The organism is Flaviramulus aquimarinus (genome assembly GCF_039543205.1).
Lineage (GTDB): Bacteria > Bacteroidota > Bacteroidia > Flavobacteriales > Flavobacteriaceae > Flaviramulus_B > Flaviramulus_B aquimarinus.
In genome coordinates this window covers 49,713-71,161 of record NZ_BAABJH010000005.1, presented here as the reverse complement: position 1 = coordinate 71,161, position 21,449 = coordinate 49,713, and the positions used below count along the sequence as shown (strand labels likewise).

Below are 21,449 nucleotides of genomic sequence, written 5' to 3'. Positions count from 1 at the left end.
TTTAAAACTTAAAGTCCATTTTAAACTAATTTTATTACAGCACAATTAACATCTTCCAACAACTTAAAACCAATTATATGAAAACTATTAAAACATTATTTATTCTAACACTCTTTTCAATGGCTATTTATTCTTGTTCTTCCGATTCGGACAACAACAATACTGCTGGAAATGACGACCTAGCCAATATGCAAAACGAAACTGAAAATGCAGCTATTGAAGTTGATAATTTAAATACAGGCATCGATATTGAAGGTGCTACAAAAAATGACGGCGCACCGCCTGCTCCTAACAGTAATATAGATCTTCAAGTTGATTCTAATAACGCAGAAGCCTATCAAAATTCTGGTTTTAATTTAAAATTTTCAACTACCGAAACCACTATAGCTGGTGCTTATTTACAGTTTCAAGATGTGAATAATAATAGTGCATCCAACTATTTTGACATTCCGTCTTCTAGCTTTTTAACAGGAAAAAGCTCAAATACAAAAGGAAAGACAGCTTCTAAAAGATTAGCATTTTCTAGAGGAAATAACAACATGATGGAAGAAGAATTTGAAATTGATATCGATTTTGAAGATTCTTTTCCTGCAGGGCAATTTTGTGGAACACTTTGTATTTATGACAGTGCAAATAACATTAGCCAAGCCGTTACTGTATGTGTAGAAGTTGAAGCTTGGGGAGGAAATTCATCTATTGTTGGCACTTGGGTTGAAGTAAGCTCAACTGATATTGATAACGGAACACAGATTTTTTGTAGCAACGGACAAACTAAAAACGTCCCTTACGTAGAATATCTAAAGCAAGAATTTACATTTACCATTGAAAGTGATGGCGACTTTAGACTAATCGATGATGAAGAGTACAAAACTATAGATTACAGTACTTCAACTGATAATTGTGAAGCTGTGTATTTTAGTGAAATTGAAAAATACAACGCTGAAGAAACAGGGAAATGGGCATATAATGAAGTAGACAATACGCTAACATTAGTATCATTTAAATATGTAGACTTTCTTGAGCCTCAATATAGTGAAGACTACCCTAATGGCGATTTAATACTAGAAGCAGGTGAAGTAGAGATTATTAATGGCAATTTAGTAGTTACCGAAACCTATGTTGATGGTAATGAAACTTATACCGACACATATACTTTTAAAAGAATATAGTAATAATTTTAGTCTAATTGTTTGAATTAGTCACTCTAACTTAATTATCTAAAAAATCCCCAATAATGGGGATTTTTTTTTTCACTTAGATAACCTAGATTGTACGTGTATTTCAAAACCAATACATGGCAGCTCTCAAAGAAATTTTAAAAACCATAAATAATATAAAAAAAGAAGGTCACTTACTGTCCAAAGGTGAAATTTTATCCATATTAGAAGCTACAAAAGCGATTACAAAACATCAGGAAACCGTTAACGCTATTATTTTCTTTTTTACGACGCTTGATATAAAAAAACAAAACAAGATCAATACCTTAACAAAAAGAGAGATGCAGGTTTTACAATATATCGGCAACGGAGAGAGTTCTTTGTATATAGCAAAAAAACTAAACTTAAGCATATCTACTATAGAAACTCATAGAAAGAACATTAGAAAAAAACTAGGACTCATAGGAAAAGGAAAGCTTATAGAATATGCAATCATAAATAATTTGCGAAAGTTTAACTCCTATTAAAACTTCAATTTTATAGACTAGGAAAAATTAAACTTTTCTTGTTACATAATTAAACGGTTATTTAGACGCAACCTTTTTAAAAACTATGCATCTAACTAATAGCTAATAACAACTAAACTATTCGAAAAATGAAAATATTATTAATTATGAGTGTGCTTATTGTTATTAATATTATCCTATTAATTTTTAGTGTAAACAAAAAAACAGAACCCTAATTAAGATTCTGTTTTTTAGCTTAAATTCAAAAAATCCTTACTAATTAACTTCAGGTAAAAAATTATAAAACTTACTGTAATCTAACATTTGACCAACAAATGTTTTTGGATGAGTAACATTTACTCCAGTTATCTCTCCTTCATCATTTTTATCTACCACTAAAACAGGATTTACATAACCGGTATATGGTGCAGACGTAAATTGTTTGTTCCGCTCTAATACCTCTTTATGGATATCTTGATCTACTTTTACACCATAACCTTCAACCAAAGCTTCTACTGCTTTATAATCGCCTTCAGATTTTATACGTTGCGTTTCTCTTAATAATTGTCCAAACAACTCGCGTAGTTTTGCATAATCATTTATATTAAAATATGTTTTCCCTGCTTTTGTTACTTTTTCGATAACATTATCCACTTCACCTTTTTCTAATACCCACGCAGATATCCATTGCCTGTTACGCATATGTGCTTCTTCTACATTATCTCCTAAATTTAATCGAATTAATTGTGTCATCAAACCATTTCGTATGTAGGCATCATAAGATGCTTTTCCAACAGCTTCCCAATCGTCTACCAAGCCTAATTCTTGCAATTTAGGATGATACATATAATATAAAGCTACTAAATCAGCACGACCTTCTTCTAATGTCGATGCATAATTTTTAAGCGTTTCTTTGGTTTCACCTACACCTGGATTTAATTGCCCTGATGCATGACCTATAACTTCATGCAAAGCCGTTTCTAATTTATCAGCTAACTCGCCGTATTTTTTATGATTGGATAATTCATCTTCATCATGTACAAATTCCTTTAAACGTCCTGTACTTCCTGCATTATTAGAAGCATTAATAATATTCCCTAATGAAACCGATTTACTGCCAACAGCAGCACGTATCCAGCTGGAATTAGGTAAATTAACACCTATTGGTGTACTTGGTGAGGCATCTCCAACTTCACCAGCTACGTTTACTACTTTATAAGTTACCCCCACTACATTCTCCTTTTTATGCGCCTCCATTAAGGTAGAATTGTCTTCAAACCATTGGGCATTATCTGATAGTACCTTCATTTTTTGAGACATATCAAAATCATTGATTTGCACAATACCTTCATAAGAACCTCTATAGCCCAATGGATCATTATACACTTCAATAAAACCATTTATATAATCAATATTACCATCGGTTGCAGAAGTCCAAGCCACATTATAATCATCCCAAGTTTGTAAATCGCCTGTTTTATAATATTCAATTAATAAACCAAGTGCATTACCTTGCGCTTCATTTTCAGCAACTCCTTTTGCCAATTCTAACCACTTAACAATCTCATCTATAGCTTGACCATATAAACCTTCGGATTTATAAACCCGTTCTTTTAATTTACTATTCACTTTTACCAATTGCGAGTTTAAACCATATGATAATGGTTTTTTTGGATTAGGTGAAACTTTAGCTTTGTAAAATGTTTCAACATCGGCATTTGTAACATTTGGGCCATAAAAATTAACTGCAGACAATGCTACATTATCAACACCTTTTGCTTGATTTACTTTTTTTGCATCTTTATCATTAAAAATAACATCAAAAGCTTCACCTTCTAAAACTGTATTCGTTTGAGACAATAATTGTTTTAAATACTCTGAAGAAAATGCAGGTGTTAATTTAGCATTTGAATAGTGATGATGAATCCCATTACTAAACCAAACACGTTTTAAGTACGTTTCAAAAGCATTCCAATCCTCAGAAGATTTGTCTCCTAAATAGTTAACATAAACATTTTCAAGTGCTTTTCTGATTTTAAGATTATGACGATAGTTTTGATCCCACATAATATCTCTTCCAGATAATCCAGCTTGAGTTAAGTAGTAAACCAATTTTTGTTCTTCCAAACTTAGCTTTTCCCAAGCTGGAATTTGATATCTAAGAATTTTAATATCAGCAAATTGCTCAACATTATAGTTAAATACAGAAACTTCTTCTGAAGTTACTTCTTCATTATTTTTTTCAGATTTATCATGACCACATGATAATAAAATGATGCTAACTAGCATCAAATTTAATATTGATTTTAATTTCATATTGCTAAATTTTATTTTTGTTATTGTATAAAAATTCATCTTTTGTAGTCAATTAATTATTGATTCATTTAAAAAACAAACCTTTTGATATTAAAAATTTATTTTTATGACAACAAATGTAATAATTTATTAACCGAAATTGAAAAATCCTTATATTTGATTTGTGAAATTTTTAAAAGATCTGTAAACCTTTAAAGATGAAAGCATTTAAATACATTTTATTCTTATTGCTTATTGCCATTATTGGTATGTCTATTTATATTGCTGTGCAGCCTAACTCATTTGAAGTTACTAGAACACGTACCATTGAAGCACCAGCTCCAGTTATATATAATAATGTCATTGATTTTAAAAATTGGCCAGCATGGTCGTCTTGGGTTGAAGCTGATCCCGATATTAAAATCACACTCCCAGAACAAACCCTAGGCGTTGACGGGTCATACTCTTGGGAAGATAAAGATGGTATTGGCACCATGAAAACTATTGAAACTATTCCTAACCAATCCATCAAACAGCAGATGCAATTTGCTGATTTTCCGACTTCTGATATATCTTGGGAATTTAAACCTAATAGTGATGGTACTACAGATGCTATTTGGACAATTTCCGGCAAAGATTTACCATTCGGCTTCAAAGCTTTTGCCACGTTAATGGGCGGTGTGGAAAAACAAATTGGACCACATTATGAGCGTAGTTTAAAAAAATTAGATAGTATAGTTGTTGCCGATATGAATAGGTATAGTATAATAGTAAACGGTATAACACAACATGGCGGAGGTTTTTACATTTATAATACAACGTCATGTAAAATATCTGACCTAGCAAGCAAAATGCAAGACATGATGCCTAAAGTTGCTACCTATGCTATGAACAATGGTATTAAAATGGCTGGTGCTCCTTTTACATATTACCACAAATGGGATGAAGAAAATAATGCAGTTATGTTTTCCAGTTGTGTGCCAACTACTGAAAAAGTAATTTCTTCTGAACCTGATATTTTAACAGGACAATTAAAACCTTTTAAAGCTATTAAAACAACTTTAAAAGGCAATTATAATAACTTAAAAGAAGCTTGGGAAACAGTATCTAAATACATAAAAGATAATAATTTAGAAGAACTACATGATGCTCCTGCTCTTGAAGTTTATCAAACTGATACTATAAACACACCAAATCCTGCAGATTGGATTACTGAAATTTTCATTGCTGTAAAATAAGCTCATAATGGGCATTTAAAATTTAAACCTAATATTATAACCAGAGTAATTATTCTTAATTTTTTTAATACATGAAACAATTTTTATTGGTTTTCGTAGGTGGTGGATTTGGTAGTGTGTTACGCTACATTATCGGGAAATATTTAAACAGTACGGAAACAGGTATTCCTTACGGAACTCTTGCTGCCAATATATTAGGAAGTTTACTTATTGGTATAATATTAGGCATAGCTGCAAAGAACGATACGCTTTCGCAAAATCAAACCTTGCTCTTGGCGACTGGTTTTTGTGGTGGTTTTACAACATTTTCGACCTTTGCTTATGAAAACCATATGTTTTTAAAATCTGGCGACTTTACCAGTTTTGCACTATATACTATTGCAAGTTTTATAATTGGTTTTTTAGCCGTGTTTTTTGGAATGTATTTAGTAAAGTAGCGTATTAATTTTGTTAAAAAAATGATTTCTCTTAACAAATGACATTTTTAATATTGAATTAAAAATTTAACTAATACCTCTTAAAAGCCTTAACCCCAGACTCTACTCTGGTTTTTAAATAATTCTCTCTTGGAACAATTGGGCAAGAATATTTATCGTTATAAGCACAGTATGGATTATATGCTTTGTTGAAATCAATAATCACAGTATCACCTTCTGGAATTCTAACATCTATATAACGTCCGCCACCATAACTTTCTAAACCGTTAGTTTCATCTGAAAAAGGCAAAAACAAATAATCCTCGTAACCTGCTTCTTGTATTAAATCTTTTCCTTGATAAACGTTTAATTGACATGTACTTCCATTCAACACAAAAGTTAAAATTCCAAAAACACGTTCTTTGGAAACTCTATCCGTTGTTGTTTTCATATGAAACCATTTAGAATTTGGTGTGCTTTTCAATTTAGCTTTCACAACATATGTAGAATCAAACTTAAAAAAATCCAAACCTTCAAATACTTTTCGGTCTTTATCTTTTAAAGGTGATGTTGTAGCATCTTTATATTCGGCATTTAATTCTCTTTGGAATTCGGTCTCCCCTTTTACAGGACGCTTTTTTTGAACACAGCCATACAGACAAAATATTAGTGATATAAACGCTACTAATGGTTTCATTTTAAAAATTTATGATTTCAAAAGTACAACTTCCAATTATTTTACATAGCTTTGGACAATCAAAATAAAATAATAATGCGTAATAACGTCACAATTTATAGAAAGCAATGGACCTCTTGTTTAAAGACAAGGTGTTGGGCTTATAATATATTGTGGTGATATAAATACAAAATATTACAATATTAAAAAGTCCGACTTAACAGTCGGACTTTTTGTTTTTAGCCCATTAACGACTTTTAATTAAAACCAAAAACATTTGAAAACAGAAACTTGAACAATCAAAACTCATGAAAACACTAATCAACAATTACTTAAGCACTTTTAAAGGCTTATCTCAAGAAGTATGGTGGCTATCACTTATCACATTAATAAATAGAGCTGGCACTATGGTCATTCCGTTTCTATCATTATACCTAACCAAGAGCCTTAATTTTACACTAAGCGATGTCGGTTGGATTATGAGCGCCTTTGGATTAGGGTCTGTAATCGGGTCTTGGCTAGGAGGTAAATTAACTGATAAAATAGGATACTATAAAGTTATGGTATTTAGCTTATTAACTACAGGAATTCTTTTTATATCCTTACAGTATCTAACAACCTTTGAGTCTTTCTGTTTTGGGATATTTTTAGTAATGCTAGTTGCCGATATGTTTAGACCTGCTATGTTTGTAGCACTAAGTGCATATAGTAAACCTGAAAACAAAACGCGGTCGGTAACTTTAATTAGACTTGCTATAAACTTAGGCTTTTCAGCTGGACCTGCTATAGGTGGTATTATCATAACCACACTGAGCTATAGTGGACTTTTTTGGGTTGATGGGATAACTTGTATCATCGCTACTTTAGTCCTTATTAATGTTTTAAATCCGAAAACCACAAAAACATTAGATGATGTAAAAAATAAGAATCCAAAATCTGCATATCACGATAAAGCATTCTTGATATTTTTAATGGCTATGACGCTTTTTGGAGTGGTATTCTTGCAATATTTCTCCACGATGCCTTTGTACTATAAAGATGTACATAGCTTAACGGAATTTGAAATAGGTATCCTTTTAGGTATGAATGGCTTTATCATTTTTGCGTTTGAAATGCCTTTAATAAAATGGTTGGAAAACACAACATTTACAAAATCTGGTTTGATGCTATTTGGGGCTATACTTACTGGTTTAAGTTTTCTTATATTAATTATGACTGATTGGGTTGGCATTTTAGTAATTGGTATGCTATTAATGACTTTTGGTGAAATGATTGCATTTCCATTTTCTAATGCTTTTGCTATGGATAGAGCTAAAAAAGGAAATCAAGGTGAATATATGGCGTTATACTCTATTGCATTTTCTGTGGCTCATATTTTTGGGCACAATGCAGGTATGCGTATGGTAGATGGCATAGGTTTTGACAGCACTTGGATAGTTATAACTTTACTTGCAGCGCTTTGTGTGTTCTTATTATTTGCATTAAGACAATATTTGAATGCCAAAAAGAAACTAAGAGAAAAAGAAAGAGAAGAAGATGTTTTATGGATTTAAACCCAGTTATATCGATAGCATTTGATGCTTAGCAAACTACTAATTTTATCAAATCTTGGGATTGCATTTTATTATATACAATTCCAAGATTTATTAGTTTTCAAGCTATTTAATTGGAATAACTTCTTTTTGCTTAATAACCCTAGACAAAACAATTTGTGTTTTTGATTCGCCATAACTGATAAGCTGGTCTATAAAAGCTTCAAGGTGTTTTTGGTTTTTTAAAACCACTTCCATAACAATATTTTCATCGCCAGTTATTCGATAACAATTTATAACTTCATCATAGGTTTTTACTTTATCTAAAAAAGGTTTTAATTTTCCCATAAAGGCCCTTAATGTTATAATCGCTTTTAGCTGGTAGCCTATTTCAAAAGGCGATACAATGGTTTTATAACCTTCAATAATCCCTATGTCTTCCATCTTTTTAATACGCTCAGAAACGGCAGGAGAACTTATCCCAACTTGCCTGCCTATTTCGGCATTAGATAGCCTTGCATTTTGCTGTAGACACTTTAAAATCTTACTATTAAGGGCATCTATATTCATTTGAAAGAATTTAAGGTAAATAAATTAAAAATTAAAGCAAATATACTATTTTACTTTAAAACCTAAAGTTAAATATGCTTTCTTGTGACTAATTTTGAGTAAATTGCTTTTAAAAAAAAATTATGTTGTCTAATACCCCACCAAATCTATCGGAATTACCGGTTTATCAAAAGGCTTTAGAGATTTTTGCTTTATCGCAAAATATCTCCACATACTTAAATCACGACCTATCTAACTTAAAATTAGATGGTTCTGAAGATAATAACATTTATTTTTCTGGGGATATTGTGCAACAATCTGTATCGTTAGTTCCTGAAATTGTAAATGCTGAACTGGAGCGTTACTCTGACAGGAAACATAAACACATAGCGTCGCTTAAACGACTTACCAATAAATTATACAAAAACTCTTATAGACTTGAACGTTCTAACAGTAATGGAAAAGATTTCTTGCCTGTTTTACGTAGTGAATTACAGAAATTCAGAAAACTTCAGAGCTCTTGGATGTTGACATTATAAGTTTCTCTTATAAGATTTTCTCGAACTTTTCTCCACAACCTTCAACACAAAGGTACCATAGTATTAATTTAGAATCTTCTATTTCAAATGTAATTCTATTTAATTCAGAATTACAATCATTTGGCATAATGTCTCCTGTATTAAATTCACTTTCAGAAGCAAATACATAAGTTCCAGAAGCTGATTGGTTGGGTATTATTGTATTATCTCTAAAACATAATGTGCTATTTACAGTTAACGTTCCATTACTAAAAAACTCAATAACCCTATCACTTTCAATTGGTTGAAACGCACCACTTCCATCTCCTGGATCTGCAAATTGTTCAATGAGTTTCCATGTACCAATTAGTCCTGTTTTATCTATTGACTTACTATCATCAGAAGTACAGTTCAAAAAAAATATAGCTATTAAAATTGTAATCCCTCTTTTCATTTTTTAGAATAGATTTAGAGTTTTATTTTCAAGGCACCTCCTTTTTAATTTGGTTGCATTGTAAAAATACATTTTTTAACCTATAAATATTAAAAAAAAGTCCCTTCAGCTTTGCTCAGGATAAGCGATTCACTCACTTTTTATAAAAAGAAAAAGTGGTTCTCTGCTTACATATTTCTTCTATACTGCCCACCTACTTCAAATAGCGCTTTTGTAATTTCACCTAAAGAACACACTTTGCAAACATCCATTAAGGCTTCAAAAATATTTTTATTATTAATAGCTTTATGCTGAAGTTCTTTTAACAAGTCTTTGGTATCATTTGCGTTATGAAGGTTTTCTAATGTTTTAATTTGAAATTGTTTTTCTTCCTCTGTTGCACGAATAACTTCTGCAGGTAAAACCGTTGGAGACCCTTTACTGCTTAAAAATGTATTAACACCAATTATTGGGAATTTACCATTGTGCTTTAATGTCTCGTAATACAGACTTTCTTCTTGAATTTTAGAACGCTGATACATAGTTTCCATAGCACCTAAAACACCGCCGCGTTCGGTAATTCTATCAAATTCCAACAACACTGCTTCTTCTACTAAATCGGTTAATTCTTCTATAATAAAAGAACCTTGAATAGGGTTTTCGTTTTTAGCCAACCCTAATTCTTTATTAATTATTAACTGAATAGCCATGGCACGACGCACAGATTCCTCAGTCGGCGTCGTTATAGCTTCATCATAAGCATTGGTATGTAGCGAGTTACAGTTATCGTATATCGCATATAAAGCTTGTAGCGTGGTACGTATATCGTTAAAATCAATTTCTTGAGCATGCAAACTACGTCCCGAGGTTTGTATATGATATTTCAACATTTGAGCCCGTGAATTTGCTCCATACTTATGCTTCATGGCTTTTGCCCATATTTTACGCGCAACACGACCTATTACAGCATATTCTGGATCTATACCATTTGAGAAAAAGAACGATAAGTTTGGGCCAAATTTATTGATATCCATACCACGACTTAAATAATATTCCACGTATGTGAACCCGTTAGAAAGCGTTAACGCCAGCTGCGTGATTGGATTAGCACCTGCTTCTGCAATGTGATAACCAGAAATAGAAACGGAATAAAAATTACGTACATTATTCTCAATGAAATAGTCTTGTACATCGCCCATTAAACGCAAAGCGAATTCTGTAGAAAAAATACAGGTGTTTTGCGCTTGATCTTCTTTTAAAATATCAGCTTGTACTGTACCACGAACTTGCGCTATGGTTTTTGCCTTAATGTCTTGATAAATAGATTCTGGCAAAACTTGATTACCAGTAACTCCTAAAAGCATTAATCCTAATCCATTATTTCCTTCTGGCAACTTTCCATTATATTTAGGACGCTCTTTGTCTTTATAAATTTTAGCTATTTTTGCCTTAACATTCTTTTCCAGGCCATTGTCGTTAATGTAAACCTCGCATTGTTGATCAATGGCTGCGTTCATAAAAAAGCCCAACAACATAGGTGCGGGCCCATTAATGGTCATACTAACTGAGGTCATTACATCAGCTAAATTAAAACCAGAATATAGTTTTTTAGCATCATCTAAACAACAAATAGACACACCCGCATTTCCTATTTTACCATAAATATCTGGACGGTAATCAGGATCGCTACCATAAAGTGTTACACTATCAAAAGCCGTAGATAAACGCTTTGCTGGCAAACCCGCACTCACATAATGAAAACGCCTGTTGGTGCGTTCTGGACCGCCTTCGCCTGCAAACATTCTTGCTGGGTCCTCGCCTGTTCTTTTGAAGGGGTATAAACCTGATGTATATGGAAATTCCCCTGGTACGTTTTCCTGTAAGCACCACTTTAAAACATCGCCCCAAGCTTGATACTTTGGCAAAGCTACTTTTGGAATTTGTGTATGCGACAAGGACTCTGTATGTGTTTCTATTTTAATTTCTTTATCTCTTACCTTGAAAGTATAAACTGGATTTTTGTATTTGTTAACCTTCTCATCCCATCCTATAATTACTTCCCAATTGTAAGGGTCTAGATTTAATCTTACCCTATCAAATTCTGCAATAAGAAGTTTAACAAAATTCTTATTATCATTCTCTCTAGAAAGCTTTTGGGAATGCTCTATAATTTCATCACTATTTATTCCAAACTTATTCAAATATGATGTCTCACTTTCATTAGAAATAACTGCAACAGAACAAATCGTTTTATAAATCCCATACAGTTTTTGGGCAACCTCAACTTGTTCATCTGCTTTTTTATCATAAGCACGATTACTTTCTGCTATCTCTGACAAATAACGTGTTCTGGAAGACGGGATAACAAAAATCTTCTCACTCATTTCATTAGAAATCGTAAACGTTGATTTTAAATTGGCATCCACCTTTTTTACTAAATTATCCATAACTGCTTTATACAGCGTATTCATTCCTGGATCGTTAAACTGAGACGCTATGGTTCCGTAAACCGGTAATTCTTCTTGTGGAATATCCCAAAGGTTATTGTTGCGCATGTACTGTTTTTTTACATCACGTAAAGCATCTAGAGAACCACGCTTATCAAACTTATTAATAGCTACCAAATCGGCAAAATCTAGCATATCAATTTTTTCCAATTGCGTTGCAGCCCCAAATTCTGGTGTCATAACATATAAAGACACATCCGAATGTTCTATAATTTCTGTATCAGATTGTCCAATTCCTGACGTTTCCAAAATAATCAAATCGTACTCGGCTGCTTTTAAAACCTCAACGGCTTCGCTAACATGTTTAGACAATGCTAAATTCGATTGTCGAGTTGCCAAACTTCTCATATATACTCTAGGAGAGTTTATGGAGTTCATTCTGATTCTATCACCTAATAAAGCACCTCCTGTTTTTCTTTTAGAAGGGTCTACAGAAATAATCCCAACTGTTTTTTTAGGAAAATCAATTAAAAACCGCCTAACCAGTTCGTCTACCAAAGACGATTTTCCTGCGCCACCAGTTCCTGTAATCCCTAAAACTGGTGTTTTACAATTTTTATTTTTTGAATGAATTTTGTCTAAAGCATCTTTAGCTATCTCTGGGAAATTTTCAGCAGAAGAAATAATACGAGCAATTGCTTTTGGGCTTTTGCTATTAAGACTTTCAATTTCACTATTTAACTGGTTACCTATTGCAAAATCTGATTGTTTAACTAGATCATTAATCATACCTTGTAATCCCATTTCACGACCATCATCTGGTGAATAAATGCGTGAAATCCCATAATCCATCAATTCCTTTATTTCTGAGGGCAAAATAACACCGCCGCCGCCACCAAAAATTTTAATATGCTCTGCACCTTTTTCTTTTAAAAGATCATACATATATTTAAAATATTCGTTATGACCACCTTGGTATGAAGTTAAACATATAGCATTAACGTCTTCTTGAATAGCCGTATTCACAACCTCTTCAACACTTCTATCATGTCCTAAATGTATCACTTCTACACCTGTAGCTTGAATAATACGCCGCATGATATTTATAGAGGCGTCATGACCATCAAAAAGAGATGCCGCTGTAACTATGCGAACTTTATGTTTTGGCTTATATGGTGTTTGTTGTTTCATTCGTAAAGATTCTTGAATTTTAGTACTGCAATTTACGAAATATTCAAAAAAATAAAGGGTTTACGTTAAATTATCTAAAATTATATTACATATTCCATGTTATGCCATTTTTAAACTAATTTTAGCATCTTAATATCGAGGATTTCATGAATAAAATCACCATTCTAATACACTGTAAAGACCGTTCAAAAATCATAGCGTCTGTCACTAATTTTATTGCTAAAAGAGGCGGTAACATCGTTTATATAGACCAGCATGTTGACAGGGAACAGAATATCTTTTTTATGCGTTTAGAAAGTGAGTTTGCATCTGAGTCTTTTTCTACCGAAACCTTTAAAATTACTTTTAAAAGTGATTTGGCTGATAAGTTTGAAATGAAATGGCGTATTTATTCCTCAGAGAAAAAGCCCAAAATGGCGTTATTTATTTCTAAATACGACCATTGTTTATATGATTTATTAGGACGCTATAATTCTGGCGAGTTAAACTTAGAAATCCCTTTTATAATTAGTAATCATCTTGATTTAAAATCTATTGCTGATAATTTTAAAATTCCTTTTTATCATATCCCTGTTACAAAAAACACTAAAGAAGAGGCCGAAAACAAACAATTGGAGCTTTTAGAAAAACACCAAATTGATTTTATTGTTTTAGCGCGCTACATGCAAATTGTTTCTGGGAAATTAATTGATAAATACACGAATAAGATTATTAATATCCATCATTCTTTTTTACCAGCTTTTGTTGGCGCAAAACCATATCATTCTGCTTATAAACGTGGTGTAAAAATCATTGGTGCTACAAGTCATTATGTTACCGAAGCGTTAGATGCTGGGCCAATTATTGAACAAGATGTTGCTCGTGTAACACATACGCACTCCATTCAAGATTTAATTGCCAAAGGACGTGATTTGGAAAAAATTGTTCTTGCTAATGCTGTTAAATTACATGCCAACAGAAAGGTTATGGTTTACAATAATAAGACCGTTATTTTCTCCTAATATTTCATAAATATTAAAAACATTTCAGATTCCGATTCATTAAGTTTTATAGGCTTTATGACTTTTTTAGCTGCTCGTTTTTTTGTGTTCTCTTAAATTTAAAAGTGACTTTATTTTTTTCCTCGTGTCATAAAAACAGTGGAAAAAATATAACCATTAACTAAATTTTAATTTTATGAAAACAAATTTATTTTTATGCCTTACTTTTTTATTTGGCATTAGTTTTACCCAAGCTCAAAACCTACCCTCTAACCCAGAACCAGGCAAATGTTATGTGAAATGTATAACAAAAGACGAATTTAAAGACGTTGAAGAAACTATTGAAGTATATCCTTCTTATACTAAATTAGAAGTTGTTCCAGCTACATACAAAACCGTTGAAGATCGTGTACTGGTTAAAGAAGCCTCAAAAAAGTATGTTTATGTTCCTGCGGTATATGAGACTGTTGAAGTGTCATACATTAAAAAAGAAGGGAGAAATGATTTAAACATCAATCCTGCTACTTTTGGTTCTAATTCTAGAACTTTTGAAGTTTACCCTGAAACTTCTGGATGGGAGTACAAAGAAACTACTTGTGACTCTCCTAACAAGGAAGATTGTATGGTAGCATGCTTTGTTGGATACCCAGCTCAATTTAGAGATGTAAGCTTTACAACTTTAGCAAAAGATGCTACAGTTAACAATATACCTGTTCAAGAGGTAGGGACATCTTACAATAAACGTGTTATAAAAACACCTGCACGAATGGATGAAATCGAAATTCCTGCACAATATAGCACTATAAAACGTCAAGTAGTTGCGACTCCTGCAACAACAAGAAGTGTAACTGTGCCTTCAAAATCGCAAACAGTAACCAGAACTGTTTTGGCTAAAAAAGGAGGTATTACAACTTGGGAAGAAGTTGATTGTGGATTATTAAATGCTAATGTTTTACCAATATTTTATGAATTAGGAAGTGCTCGTATTACACCTGCTTCTAAGAAAACAATTGACGAAACTTTATTGCCTTTATTAAGCAGCAAGCCTGTAAGCATTGAATTAATGTCACATACTGATGCTAGAGGTAATGATGATTTCAACATGGCCTTATCGCAACAACGTGCCAATTCTGTTGTAAATTATTTGGTTTCTAAAGGTATTTCAAGAAGTCGTTTGTCTGCTAAAGGATATGGTGAATCTAGGTTAGTAAACCGTTGCTCTAATGATATTGAGTGTTCTGAAGCTGAACACCAAAGAAACAGAAGAACTGAATTTAGAGTTTTACAATAAACGTTCCAAATCGAAAAACTATATAGAGGGATCAGTTATAGTTTGATAGTGAAAAGGCATCTTTAAAAAGGTGCCTTTTTTGTTATAATATATTGTGGATAATTCACCATTTTCTTTTCTACTTGAATGCCATAATTATCACTCAAACTAGATACCATTAAATCAAAATACTTATAGTGTACATTCCAGTCATGTATATGCTCATCAATATCATTATTTACTAAAACTATAGGTGTTTTTAATAGGTTAGCCAACTGATAGGTTATTTGATTTAGTGTTACATTATCAGCTTGTATTTCTGAATCGCCAATTAAAAAATGCTGTGTGTCTTTTCCCCAATCAATTTGTTCTGTATCCCAAAAAGTAGATGTTTTAATATCAAAAACTAAAGCTTCTCCATGCACCTCAGTGCTCTTTCCTTTCAATCGTAATGCTTTTAGAATGGTTTCGGTTTTATTGGAATAAGCATCACTACCAAACTTAAATCGCATTTGATATCTTTTATTTAACTCTTCAGAAAGGTTTACCTGGTTTTTAAAGCTATCCATTGTATATGCTAATATATCTTGTAAGCTTCCTTTTAAGTCTAAATAAGATAGGTGTTTAACAACTTGTAATGAACCCGTATTTTCTTTTGCGTTTAATTTAATAATTTCAAAATCTTTTTTTAGACCAACATCTTTTACAACAACAGATTTCTCGTAAGCTTGTACTTTAAACATCTTATTTACTGAAACCTGCTTCTTATTTCTATTTAAAAACCCTACTATTTGATGACCTTTAAAATCAGCGGGATGCCCCTCCCAAAGCTTTTCCCCATCAGCATTATATAAAACACCATGTGGCAAACTTCTAATACTATTGTTTTTAAAAGTTTCACCATCATAATCTATGGCTATAGCTAAATCCGTTTTATGTTTTAAGACAAAACGTTTTACTAAATCTGGATTTTCCTTAGTTAAAGAGAGTACATAAAAATTATTAGAATATTGTTTCTGAAGCGACTCTAAATATTTTGATACATGAATACATGGTTTACACCAGGTAGCCCAAAAATCCACAAAATAAAGTGCATTATCATTTTGCTTTGCAATTGCTGAAGGTTGTATATGTTCTGAAACTTTTATCTGTCCGAAAAAAAACATCGGACACAAAAAACATAATAAACAGAAATGGATTTTATTAATTTTCATAGTAATTTCAATTTACATTAATTCCATAACAATTATTATGCTAAAATAGTATTTTAAAGAAAAAAAGGCTTTAATCTTCAAATAAAGCAAAAGTAATTGTAATTATTAAACATAAAACTTGATAGGATTTAAGAGTAAAATATATCTTTGCCCAAAACATCAAACCCAAAACTATGATACGTAAATTTTTAGCTATTCTCTTGATATTTAATTTAACGGCCTGTGCAGAATTGCAGCAAGTTGTTAATCAATTACCACAAAGCGGTGGTGTTCTTGGAAATGCAGAAATTGCCTCTGGTCTAAGACAAGCCTTAGATTTTGGCATAGATAAACAAGTAACCAAACTCACACAAACCGATGGCTTTTTTAAAAATGAACTGGTTAAGATTTTATTACCTGAAGAATTACGTAAAGTAGACAAAGCTTTAAGGGATATTGGCTTAAACAAATTAGCTGATGAAGGTTTGAAAGTATTAAATAGAGCTGCTGAAGATGCTGTAAAGGAAGCAACTCCAATATTTATTGATGCTGTTAAAGGCATTACGTTTGCCGATGCTAAAAATATTTTAATTGGTAATAATGACGCTGCAACACAGTATTTAACTTCTAAAACACAAACTGCACTTTATGCTAAGTTTAATCCAGTTATTAAAAACTCATTTAGCAAAGTAGGTGCTGATGATATCTGGAACAACTTAATAAATAAATACAACAGCATTCCTTTTACAAACAATGTAAATCCAGATTTAACAGATTATGTAACCGGTGAAGCTTTAAAAGGTGTTTATACTATGATTGCTGTGGAAGAAAATGAAATACGTACAAAACTATCATCAAGAACTACAGATTTGTTAAGGAAAGTTTTTGCTCTACAGGACTAGATATAGCGCCTCTGAAATTTTTAAAACCGAATGGTTATTCATTCGGTTTTTTTATACAATCCATCGAAAGCAACGCTAACATCTTTGTTATTTGTAATCGTTTCCCAATATTGACGCACAGAACCATCATCATTTAAACTCCAAGTTATTTGGTGATAAAACGGCAAACCGTCTTTATTGTTTGCAACACTTGTTTTTAAAATCATTTTATTTCCTTTTCTATGCCCTTTTAAATGCAAGCTTCCACCTTGATTATCTATCCAAATTTGTTCCCATTGTTTGGTGTTATTATTATAAAAATTAGTACTAGTACCTGTATACGTTCCTTTTGCACTTGTCCAGTTTTCACGTAAAAGACAATTATCCTGAATTTTTTCGATAACATTATTACCAGCCAAACTTCCGTCTGGGTTGGTAACGGTCCATGTTCCTATCCAAAAATCAAACTCGCTATGCTTTTCGGTACAGCAATTACAATTGGTTTCTTGTGCATTTACAGAAATGGAAATTACCGTAACCATCATGACTTTAAAAAAGAATTTCATTGGACTAAAATTTTATTGTGGTTCTTAAAATTATTGAATCTTTATAAAAATAATAAAGCAATTAACATAAGATTATCATTACGGAATTTTATAACAAAAAAAGTCACAGTATTTTTTTTTGCTTATCAATAAAAAAATGTATATTTAAGTACTTGTTAATCAAACATTAAATGAATAGATCTGACGAAATAAAAACCCATCAAGACCAACTGAACAAGCGTTACAAAACCCTTGTTGAGCAAGCTTATAATTTTCGTCAAACTGATTCTGCTTTAAGTGATATTTCAGAATACAAAGCCATAAAACTGCTTAACAAGCTTAACCGTTTAAAATACCTTTCCAGAGAGCAATATCAATCTGCTGTATAATTTTTAATAATTCTTTAACGTTTTAACAACATCTAAATGAGGCGATTATACGTACTTTATATATAAAGAAGCACGTTATGAGCCCACATTTTTGTAGAGTTGGCAGAATTAAACCCAACCTAAGTAAATTAATTAGTTTAAAGGAATTAGAAACTAGAATTGCAAACTTTGTAGATGATACTACAAAGGTTGATTATTCTTCTGAAGATTTAAATGCAGCGATTTAAAGTATTTAAACGCTTTTGTAAGTCTTGAACCGTACCAAGAAAATAGTTCTCCATCAACCAATATAATTATTGCGTTTGGATAAAATTCTTGTAATTCTTTTTTATGCATTTTTTTAAACGGAAAAGGTTCTGACGACAACAAAACAACTTCCGTTTTTTTATCAGCCCTTAATTTTGAAAGTTTTATTTCAGGATAGCGTCTTTTATTACCATACACGTTTTTAAACTTATTAAGCTGTAACAAATAATTGATAAACGTATGATTTCCAGCTACCATCCAAGGGTTTTTCCAAATAAAATAAACAACATTTAAACTAGACTTTTCTTTAATAAATACTTTAAAAGCTTTCAATTCACTTTTAATCTCATTTATAATAATTGTAGCTTTATTTTCTTTTTTAAAAATCGCGCCATATTGTTTAATGAGTTCCAAACTATCTTTAAGAGTAAAAACATCTGATACATGAACTTCGCTAATTGCTTTACATGCCTCAACAATCTCCTTCGTGTTTTCTTCTTTATTACAAAGAATAATGTCTGGGTTTAAAGCTTTAATTTTATCCAAATGAATTTGCTTTGTACCACCAACAATAGAAGCATCTGTTTTAATATAATGCGGATGCACACAAAATTTTGTAACGCCAACTATAGCATCCTGTAAACCCAAATCGCAAAGTAATTCGGTTTGACTGGGGACTAAGGAAACTATTCGTTTAGGAATTTCTTTTAAATGGATTTCTCTATGGAGTTGGTCTTGGAGTTTCATTTTGTATGATTGCCACGTTATGTCTCCTTATAATGACATTATTGATTTAAAATCAATTCCATCTCTTTTTGAAGCGCTTCAGATTTTTTAGCTGCAGCTTCTGCGAAATCAGTGTTTTTTGAAGCATAAATAATCCCTCTTGAAGAATTAATAAGTAAACCAACAGCATCAGTCATTCCATATTTACAAACATCTTGCAAGTTTCCACCTTGAGCCCCAACGCCAGGCACTAATAAAAAACCATCTGGAATAATGGCTCTGATATCTGCTAAATACTCTGCTTTTGTAGCACCAACAACATACATTAGGTTTTTAGAGTTTTTCCAAGACTTGGATGTCTCTAACACTTGTTTATAAAGCTCCCTGCCTTCTACTGTTTTTGTTTGAAAATCAAAAGCGCCTTGATTAGATGTTAAAGCCAACATGATGGTATGCTTATCTTTAAAAGCTAAAAACGGCTCAACGGAGTCCTTTCCCATATAAGGAGCAACTGTAACAGAATCAAATGCTAAATCTTCAAAAAAGGCTTTAGCATACATCGTACTTGTGTTACCAATATCTCCACGTTTAGCATCAGCAATTGTAAAAATTTCTGGATGTTTTTCGTTTAAATATGTAATAGTTTTTCCTAAGGCTTTCCACCCCTTTATACCATAAGCTTCATAAAACGCCGTATTGGGTTTGTAAGCCACACAAAGATGATGTGTGGCATCGATTATAGCTTTATTGAAAGCGAATATGGGATCTTCTTCTTTTAAAAGATGTTGTGGAATCTTATTTAAATCGACATCTAACCCTATACATAGAAAGGATTTTTTTTGCTTGATTTGCTGAACGAGTTGGTTTGTTGTCATGCCTCCTTAATCCTCCAAAGGAGGAAACTGTTATTTGATTACTCTTATATTTTTAATTATTACCTTCTAGTAAATTTACATTACAAACCTTAAGTTATGTGACTTTCTTTTTTGAAAGAATCAAAAAATTTTTTTGTTAAATCACATCGTTACTAGCCTTTAACTTTTCGGTGTTTTCAGCCAATTGTAATTCATCTATAATTTTTTGGATATCGCCATTTACAATGTTTGATAAATCGTAAAGTGTCAATCCTATTCTATGATCCGTTACACGCCCTTGCGGATAGTTATAGGTCCTGATTTTAGCACTCCTATCTCCGCTTGTTACCATGGTACCACGCAGGGCTGCATCTTCTTCCATCTTTTTAGCCAATTCTAAATCATATAATCTAGATCGTAATACTTTAAACGCTTTTTCTTTATTTTTATGTTGCGACTTTTGATCTTGACATTGTGCTACCAATCCTGTTGGAACGTGTGTCAAACGCACAGCAGAGTATGTTGTGTTTACAGATTGCCCACCTGGTCCTGAAGAACAGAAAAAATCAATACGGACATCTTTCGGGTTAATTTCCACATCAAACTCCTCAGCTTCTGGGAACACCATAACTGTAGCTGCACTGGTATGTACACGGCCTTGTGTTTCTGTTTGTGGCACACGTTGTACACGATGCACGCCAGCTTCAAATTTTAAAGTTCCATAAACATCTTCTCCTGAAACTTCAAACTGAATTTCTTTAAATCCACCATTAGTCCCTTCGCTGAAATCAACGGTATCAACTCGCCAACCTTTACCTTCACAGTATTTGGTATACATTCTAAACAAATCGCCAGCAAAAATACTAGCCTCATCACCACCTGTTCCTGCACGTAATTCCACTACGGCATTTTTAGAATCTTCAGGGTCTTTAGGAATTAAAAGGACTTTTATTTCTTCTTCTAAGGCAGGAATACCTTCTTTAGCCTCATCATATTGCATTTTAGCCATTTCGACCATTTCGGCATCACTACCATCTGCAATTATCTCTTCAGCTTCAGCTAAATTATTGGTCAATTCTATATATATTTCTCGCTTATCCATAAGAATTCGCAAGTCCTTATATTCTCTATTTAGGGCAACATAACGCTTTTGATCGGTAATAATATCGGGTTGGATAATTAAATCGCTAACCTCATCAAAACGCTGTTTTACTATTTGTAATTTCTCTAACATCTGCCTTTTTTAATTGGAAACCAAAAATACGATAATTTATGAGTTTTTAATGATGACAAAGTATCCTAATATCTGAAAATTAAAAATATTCTTTAAGAAATGGCGTTATTATAGGTACCATGCATCAATTGTTTTCCATGTTCGTTTTTTATAGACCATTTGTTTTATGGTCT

At 32.2% G+C, this 21,449-nt stretch carries 20 protein-coding genes; 10 read left to right on the top strand and 10 right to left on the bottom strand.

All coding sequences use genetic code 11. The features are described 5' to 3' along the window. Window positions 1–77: 77 nt before the first annotated feature. Both ABD941_RS11060 and ABD941_RS11055 read left to right on the top strand, forming a co-directional pair. Entirely contained in the window at window positions 78–1,169 is a 1,092-nt protein-coding gene (locus ABD941_RS11060) for a hypothetical protein (protein WP_345274199.1), read from the top strand. A gap of 125 nt (window positions 1,170–1,294) precedes the next feature. Then, window positions 1,295–1,684 carry a response regulator transcription factor gene (locus tag ABD941_RS11055; protein ID WP_345274198.1) on the top strand — a complete coding sequence of 130 codons (390 nt, stop codon included), beginning with the start codon at window positions 1,295–1,297 and terminating at the stop codon, window positions 1,682–1,684. 255 nt (window positions 1,685–1,939) lie between these two features. Here the strand turns inward: ABD941_RS11055 and ABD941_RS11050 are convergent, their stop codons facing one another. Then, window positions 1,940–3,979: a dipeptidyl-peptidase 3 family protein gene (locus tag ABD941_RS11050; protein WP_345274197.1), complete on the bottom strand. Its 2,040-nt coding sequence runs from the start codon at window positions 3,977–3,979 to the stop codon at window positions 1,940–1,942. Window positions 3,980–4,176: 197 nt separating this feature from the next. Here ABD941_RS11050 and ABD941_RS11045 point away from each other — a divergent pair, with 197 nt between their 5' ends. Both ABD941_RS11045 and crcB read left to right on the top strand, forming a co-directional pair. Beyond that, on the top strand, window positions 4,177–5,196 hold the full coding sequence (locus ABD941_RS11045; protein ID WP_345274196.1) for an SRPBCC family protein: 1,020 nt from the start codon (window positions 4,177–4,179) through the stop codon (window positions 5,194–5,196). 71 nt (window positions 5,197–5,267) lie between these two features. Then, window positions 5,268–5,633: a fluoride efflux transporter CrcB gene (gene crcB / locus ABD941_RS11040; protein WP_345274195.1), complete on the top strand. Its 366-nt coding sequence runs from the start codon at window positions 5,268–5,270 to the stop codon at window positions 5,631–5,633. Between the two features lie 70 nt (window positions 5,634–5,703). Here the strand turns inward: crcB and ABD941_RS11035 are convergent, their stop codons facing one another. Next, window positions 5,704–6,309, bottom strand: coding sequence for a DUF1684 domain-containing protein (locus tag ABD941_RS11035; RefSeq protein ID WP_345274194.1), 606 nt, complete (start codon window positions 6,307–6,309; stop codon window positions 5,704–5,706). 287 nt (window positions 6,310–6,596) lie between these two features. Between ABD941_RS11035 and ABD941_RS11030 the strand changes: the two genes are divergently transcribed. Then, entirely contained in the window at window positions 6,597–7,841 is a 1,245-nt protein-coding gene (locus tag ABD941_RS11030) for an MDR family MFS transporter (protein WP_345274193.1), read from the top strand. A gap of 105 nt (window positions 7,842–7,946) precedes the next feature. Here ABD941_RS11030 and ABD941_RS11025 read toward each other — a convergent pair whose 3' ends face one another. Beyond that, entirely contained in the window at window positions 7,947–8,390 is a 444-nt protein-coding gene (locus ABD941_RS11025; protein WP_345274192.1) for an Lrp/AsnC family transcriptional regulator, read from the bottom strand. 122 nt (window positions 8,391–8,512) lie between these two features. Here ABD941_RS11025 and ABD941_RS11020 point away from each other — a divergent pair, with 122 nt between their 5' ends. Then, window positions 8,513–8,908, top strand: coding sequence for a hypothetical protein (locus ABD941_RS11020; RefSeq protein ID WP_345274191.1), 396 nt, complete (start codon window positions 8,513–8,515; stop codon window positions 8,906–8,908). 7 nt (window positions 8,909–8,915) lie between these two features. Here the strand turns inward: ABD941_RS11020 and ABD941_RS11015 are convergent, their stop codons facing one another. Both ABD941_RS11015 and ABD941_RS11010 read right to left on the bottom strand, forming a co-directional pair. After that, window positions 8,916–9,341 (bottom strand): hypothetical protein, encoded by a 426-nt coding sequence (locus ABD941_RS11015; protein WP_345274190.1) that lies wholly within the window; start codon window positions 9,339–9,341, stop codon window positions 8,916–8,918. Between the two features lie 167 nt (window positions 9,342–9,508). Then, window positions 9,509–12,958 carry a methylmalonyl-CoA mutase family protein gene (locus ABD941_RS11010; RefSeq protein WP_345274189.1) on the bottom strand — a complete coding sequence of 1,150 codons (3,450 nt, stop codon included), beginning with the start codon at window positions 12,956–12,958 and terminating at the stop codon, window positions 9,509–9,511. A 146-nt stretch (window positions 12,959–13,104) separates the two neighbouring features. Between ABD941_RS11010 and purU the strand changes: the two genes are divergently transcribed. Both purU and ABD941_RS11000 read left to right on the top strand, forming a co-directional pair. After that, on the top strand, window positions 13,105–13,959 hold the full coding sequence (gene purU, locus ABD941_RS11005; protein ID WP_345274188.1) for a formyltetrahydrofolate deformylase: 855 nt from the start codon (window positions 13,105–13,107) through the stop codon (window positions 13,957–13,959). A 175-nt stretch (window positions 13,960–14,134) separates the two neighbouring features. Beyond that, entirely contained in the window at window positions 14,135–15,229 is a 1,095-nt protein-coding gene (locus ABD941_RS11000) for an OmpA family protein (protein WP_345274187.1), read from the top strand. Window positions 15,230–15,291: 62 nt separating this feature from the next. Here the strand turns inward: ABD941_RS11000 and ABD941_RS10995 are convergent, their stop codons facing one another. Beyond that, on the bottom strand, window positions 15,292–16,422 hold the full coding sequence (locus tag ABD941_RS10995; RefSeq protein ID WP_345274186.1) for a TlpA family protein disulfide reductase: 1,131 nt from the start codon (window positions 16,420–16,422) through the stop codon (window positions 15,292–15,294). A gap of 173 nt (window positions 16,423–16,595) precedes the next feature. On the opposite strand from ABD941_RS10995, the gene ABD941_RS10990 reads away from it, so the two are divergent. Then, a complete protein-coding gene (locus tag ABD941_RS10990; protein ID WP_345274185.1) occupies window positions 16,596–17,303 on the top strand; it encodes a DUF4197 domain-containing protein in 708 nt (235 codons plus the stop codon). Window positions 17,304–17,341: 38 nt separating this feature from the next. On the opposite strand, the gene ABD941_RS10985 is transcribed toward ABD941_RS10990, so the two are convergent. Then, complete coding sequence (locus ABD941_RS10985) at window positions 17,342–17,848, bottom strand: hypothetical protein (RefSeq protein ID WP_345274184.1); 507 nt, start codon at window positions 17,846–17,848, stop codon at window positions 17,342–17,344. Window positions 17,849–18,018: 170 nt separating this feature from the next. Between ABD941_RS10985 and ABD941_RS10980 the strand changes: the two genes are divergently transcribed. Continuing rightward, window positions 18,019–18,216: a Lacal_2735 family protein gene (locus ABD941_RS10980; protein ID WP_345274183.1), complete on the top strand. Its 198-nt coding sequence runs from the start codon at window positions 18,019–18,021 to the stop codon at window positions 18,214–18,216. Between the two features lie 180 nt (window positions 18,217–18,396). Here the strand turns inward: ABD941_RS10980 and ABD941_RS10975 are convergent, their stop codons facing one another. From ABD941_RS10975 to prfA, 3 genes are all read right to left on the bottom strand, one after another. Beyond that, the gene (locus ABD941_RS10975) at window positions 18,397–19,209 is read right to left on the bottom strand and encodes an ABC transporter substrate-binding protein (protein WP_345274182.1); all 813 of its coding nucleotides are present in this window, start codon (window positions 19,207–19,209) and stop codon (window positions 18,397–18,399) included. Between the two features lie 38 nt (window positions 19,210–19,247). After that, window positions 19,248–20,063, bottom strand: coding sequence for an orotidine-5'-phosphate decarboxylase (gene pyrF / locus ABD941_RS10970; protein WP_345274181.1), 816 nt, complete (start codon window positions 20,061–20,063; stop codon window positions 19,248–19,250). A gap of 136 nt (window positions 20,064–20,199) precedes the next feature. After that, window positions 20,200–21,276 (bottom strand): peptide chain release factor 1, encoded by a 1,077-nt coding sequence (prfA, locus tag ABD941_RS10965; RefSeq protein ID WP_345274180.1) that lies wholly within the window; start codon window positions 21,274–21,276, stop codon window positions 20,200–20,202. Window positions 21,277–21,449 lie beyond the last annotated feature (173 nt).

What these genes read in the sequence shown, in the direction of transcription:
- ABD941_RS11060 (WP_345274199.1), top strand. Translation starts at nt 78, where the DNA reads ATGAAAACTATTAAAACATTATTTATTCTAACACTCTTTTCAATGGCT.
- ABD941_RS11055 (WP_345274198.1), top strand. Translation starts at nt 1,295, where the DNA reads ATGGCAGCTCTCAAAGAAATTTTAAAAACCATAAATAATATAAAAAAA.
- ABD941_RS11050 (WP_345274197.1), bottom strand. Translation starts at nt 3,979, where the DNA reads ATGAAATTAAAATCAATATTAAATTTGATGCTAGTTAGCATCATTTTA.
- ABD941_RS11045 (WP_345274196.1), top strand. Translation starts at nt 4,177, where the DNA reads ATGAAAGCATTTAAATACATTTTATTCTTATTGCTTATTGCCATTATT.
- crcB (WP_345274195.1), top strand. Translation starts at nt 5,268, where the DNA reads ATGAAACAATTTTTATTGGTTTTCGTAGGTGGTGGATTTGGTAGTGTG.
- ABD941_RS11035 (WP_345274194.1), bottom strand. Translation starts at nt 6,309, where the DNA reads ATGAAACCATTAGTAGCGTTTATATCACTAATATTTTGTCTGTATGGC.
- ABD941_RS11030 (WP_345274193.1), top strand. Translation starts at nt 6,597, where the DNA reads ATGAAAACACTAATCAACAATTACTTAAGCACTTTTAAAGGCTTATCT.
- ABD941_RS11025 (WP_345274192.1), bottom strand. Translation starts at nt 8,390, where the DNA reads ATGAATATAGATGCCCTTAATAGTAAGATTTTAAAGTGTCTACAGCAA.
- ABD941_RS11020 (WP_345274191.1), top strand. Translation starts at nt 8,513, where the DNA reads ATGTTGTCTAATACCCCACCAAATCTATCGGAATTACCGGTTTATCAA.
- ABD941_RS11015 (WP_345274190.1), bottom strand. Translation starts at nt 9,341, where the DNA reads ATGAAAAGAGGGATTACAATTTTAATAGCTATATTTTTTTTGAACTGT.
- ABD941_RS11010 (WP_345274189.1), bottom strand. Translation starts at nt 12,958, where the DNA reads ATGAAACAACAAACACCATATAAGCCAAAACATAAAGTTCGCATAGTT.
- purU (WP_345274188.1), top strand. Translation starts at nt 13,105, where the DNA reads ATGAATAAAATCACCATTCTAATACACTGTAAAGACCGTTCAAAAATC.
- ABD941_RS11000 (WP_345274187.1), top strand. Translation starts at nt 14,135, where the DNA reads ATGAAAACAAATTTATTTTTATGCCTTACTTTTTTATTTGGCATTAGT.
- ABD941_RS10995 (WP_345274186.1), bottom strand. Translation starts at nt 16,422, where the DNA reads ATGAAAATTAATAAAATCCATTTCTGTTTATTATGTTTTTTGTGTCCG.
- ABD941_RS10990 (WP_345274185.1), top strand. Translation starts at nt 16,596, where the DNA reads ATGATACGTAAATTTTTAGCTATTCTCTTGATATTTAATTTAACGGCC.
- ABD941_RS10985 (WP_345274184.1), bottom strand. Translation starts at nt 17,848, where the DNA reads ATGAAATTCTTTTTTAAAGTCATGATGGTTACGGTAATTTCCATTTCT.
- ABD941_RS10980 (WP_345274183.1), top strand. Translation starts at nt 18,019, where the DNA reads ATGAATAGATCTGACGAAATAAAAACCCATCAAGACCAACTGAACAAG.
- ABD941_RS10975 (WP_345274182.1), bottom strand. Translation starts at nt 19,209, where the DNA reads ATGAAACTCCAAGACCAACTCCATAGAGAAATCCATTTAAAAGAAATT.
- pyrF (WP_345274181.1), bottom strand. Translation starts at nt 20,063, where the DNA reads ATGACAACAAACCAACTCGTTCAGCAAATCAAGCAAAAAAAATCCTTT.
- prfA (WP_345274180.1), bottom strand. Translation starts at nt 21,276, where the DNA reads ATGTTAGAGAAATTACAAATAGTAAAACAGCGTTTTGATGAGGTTAGC.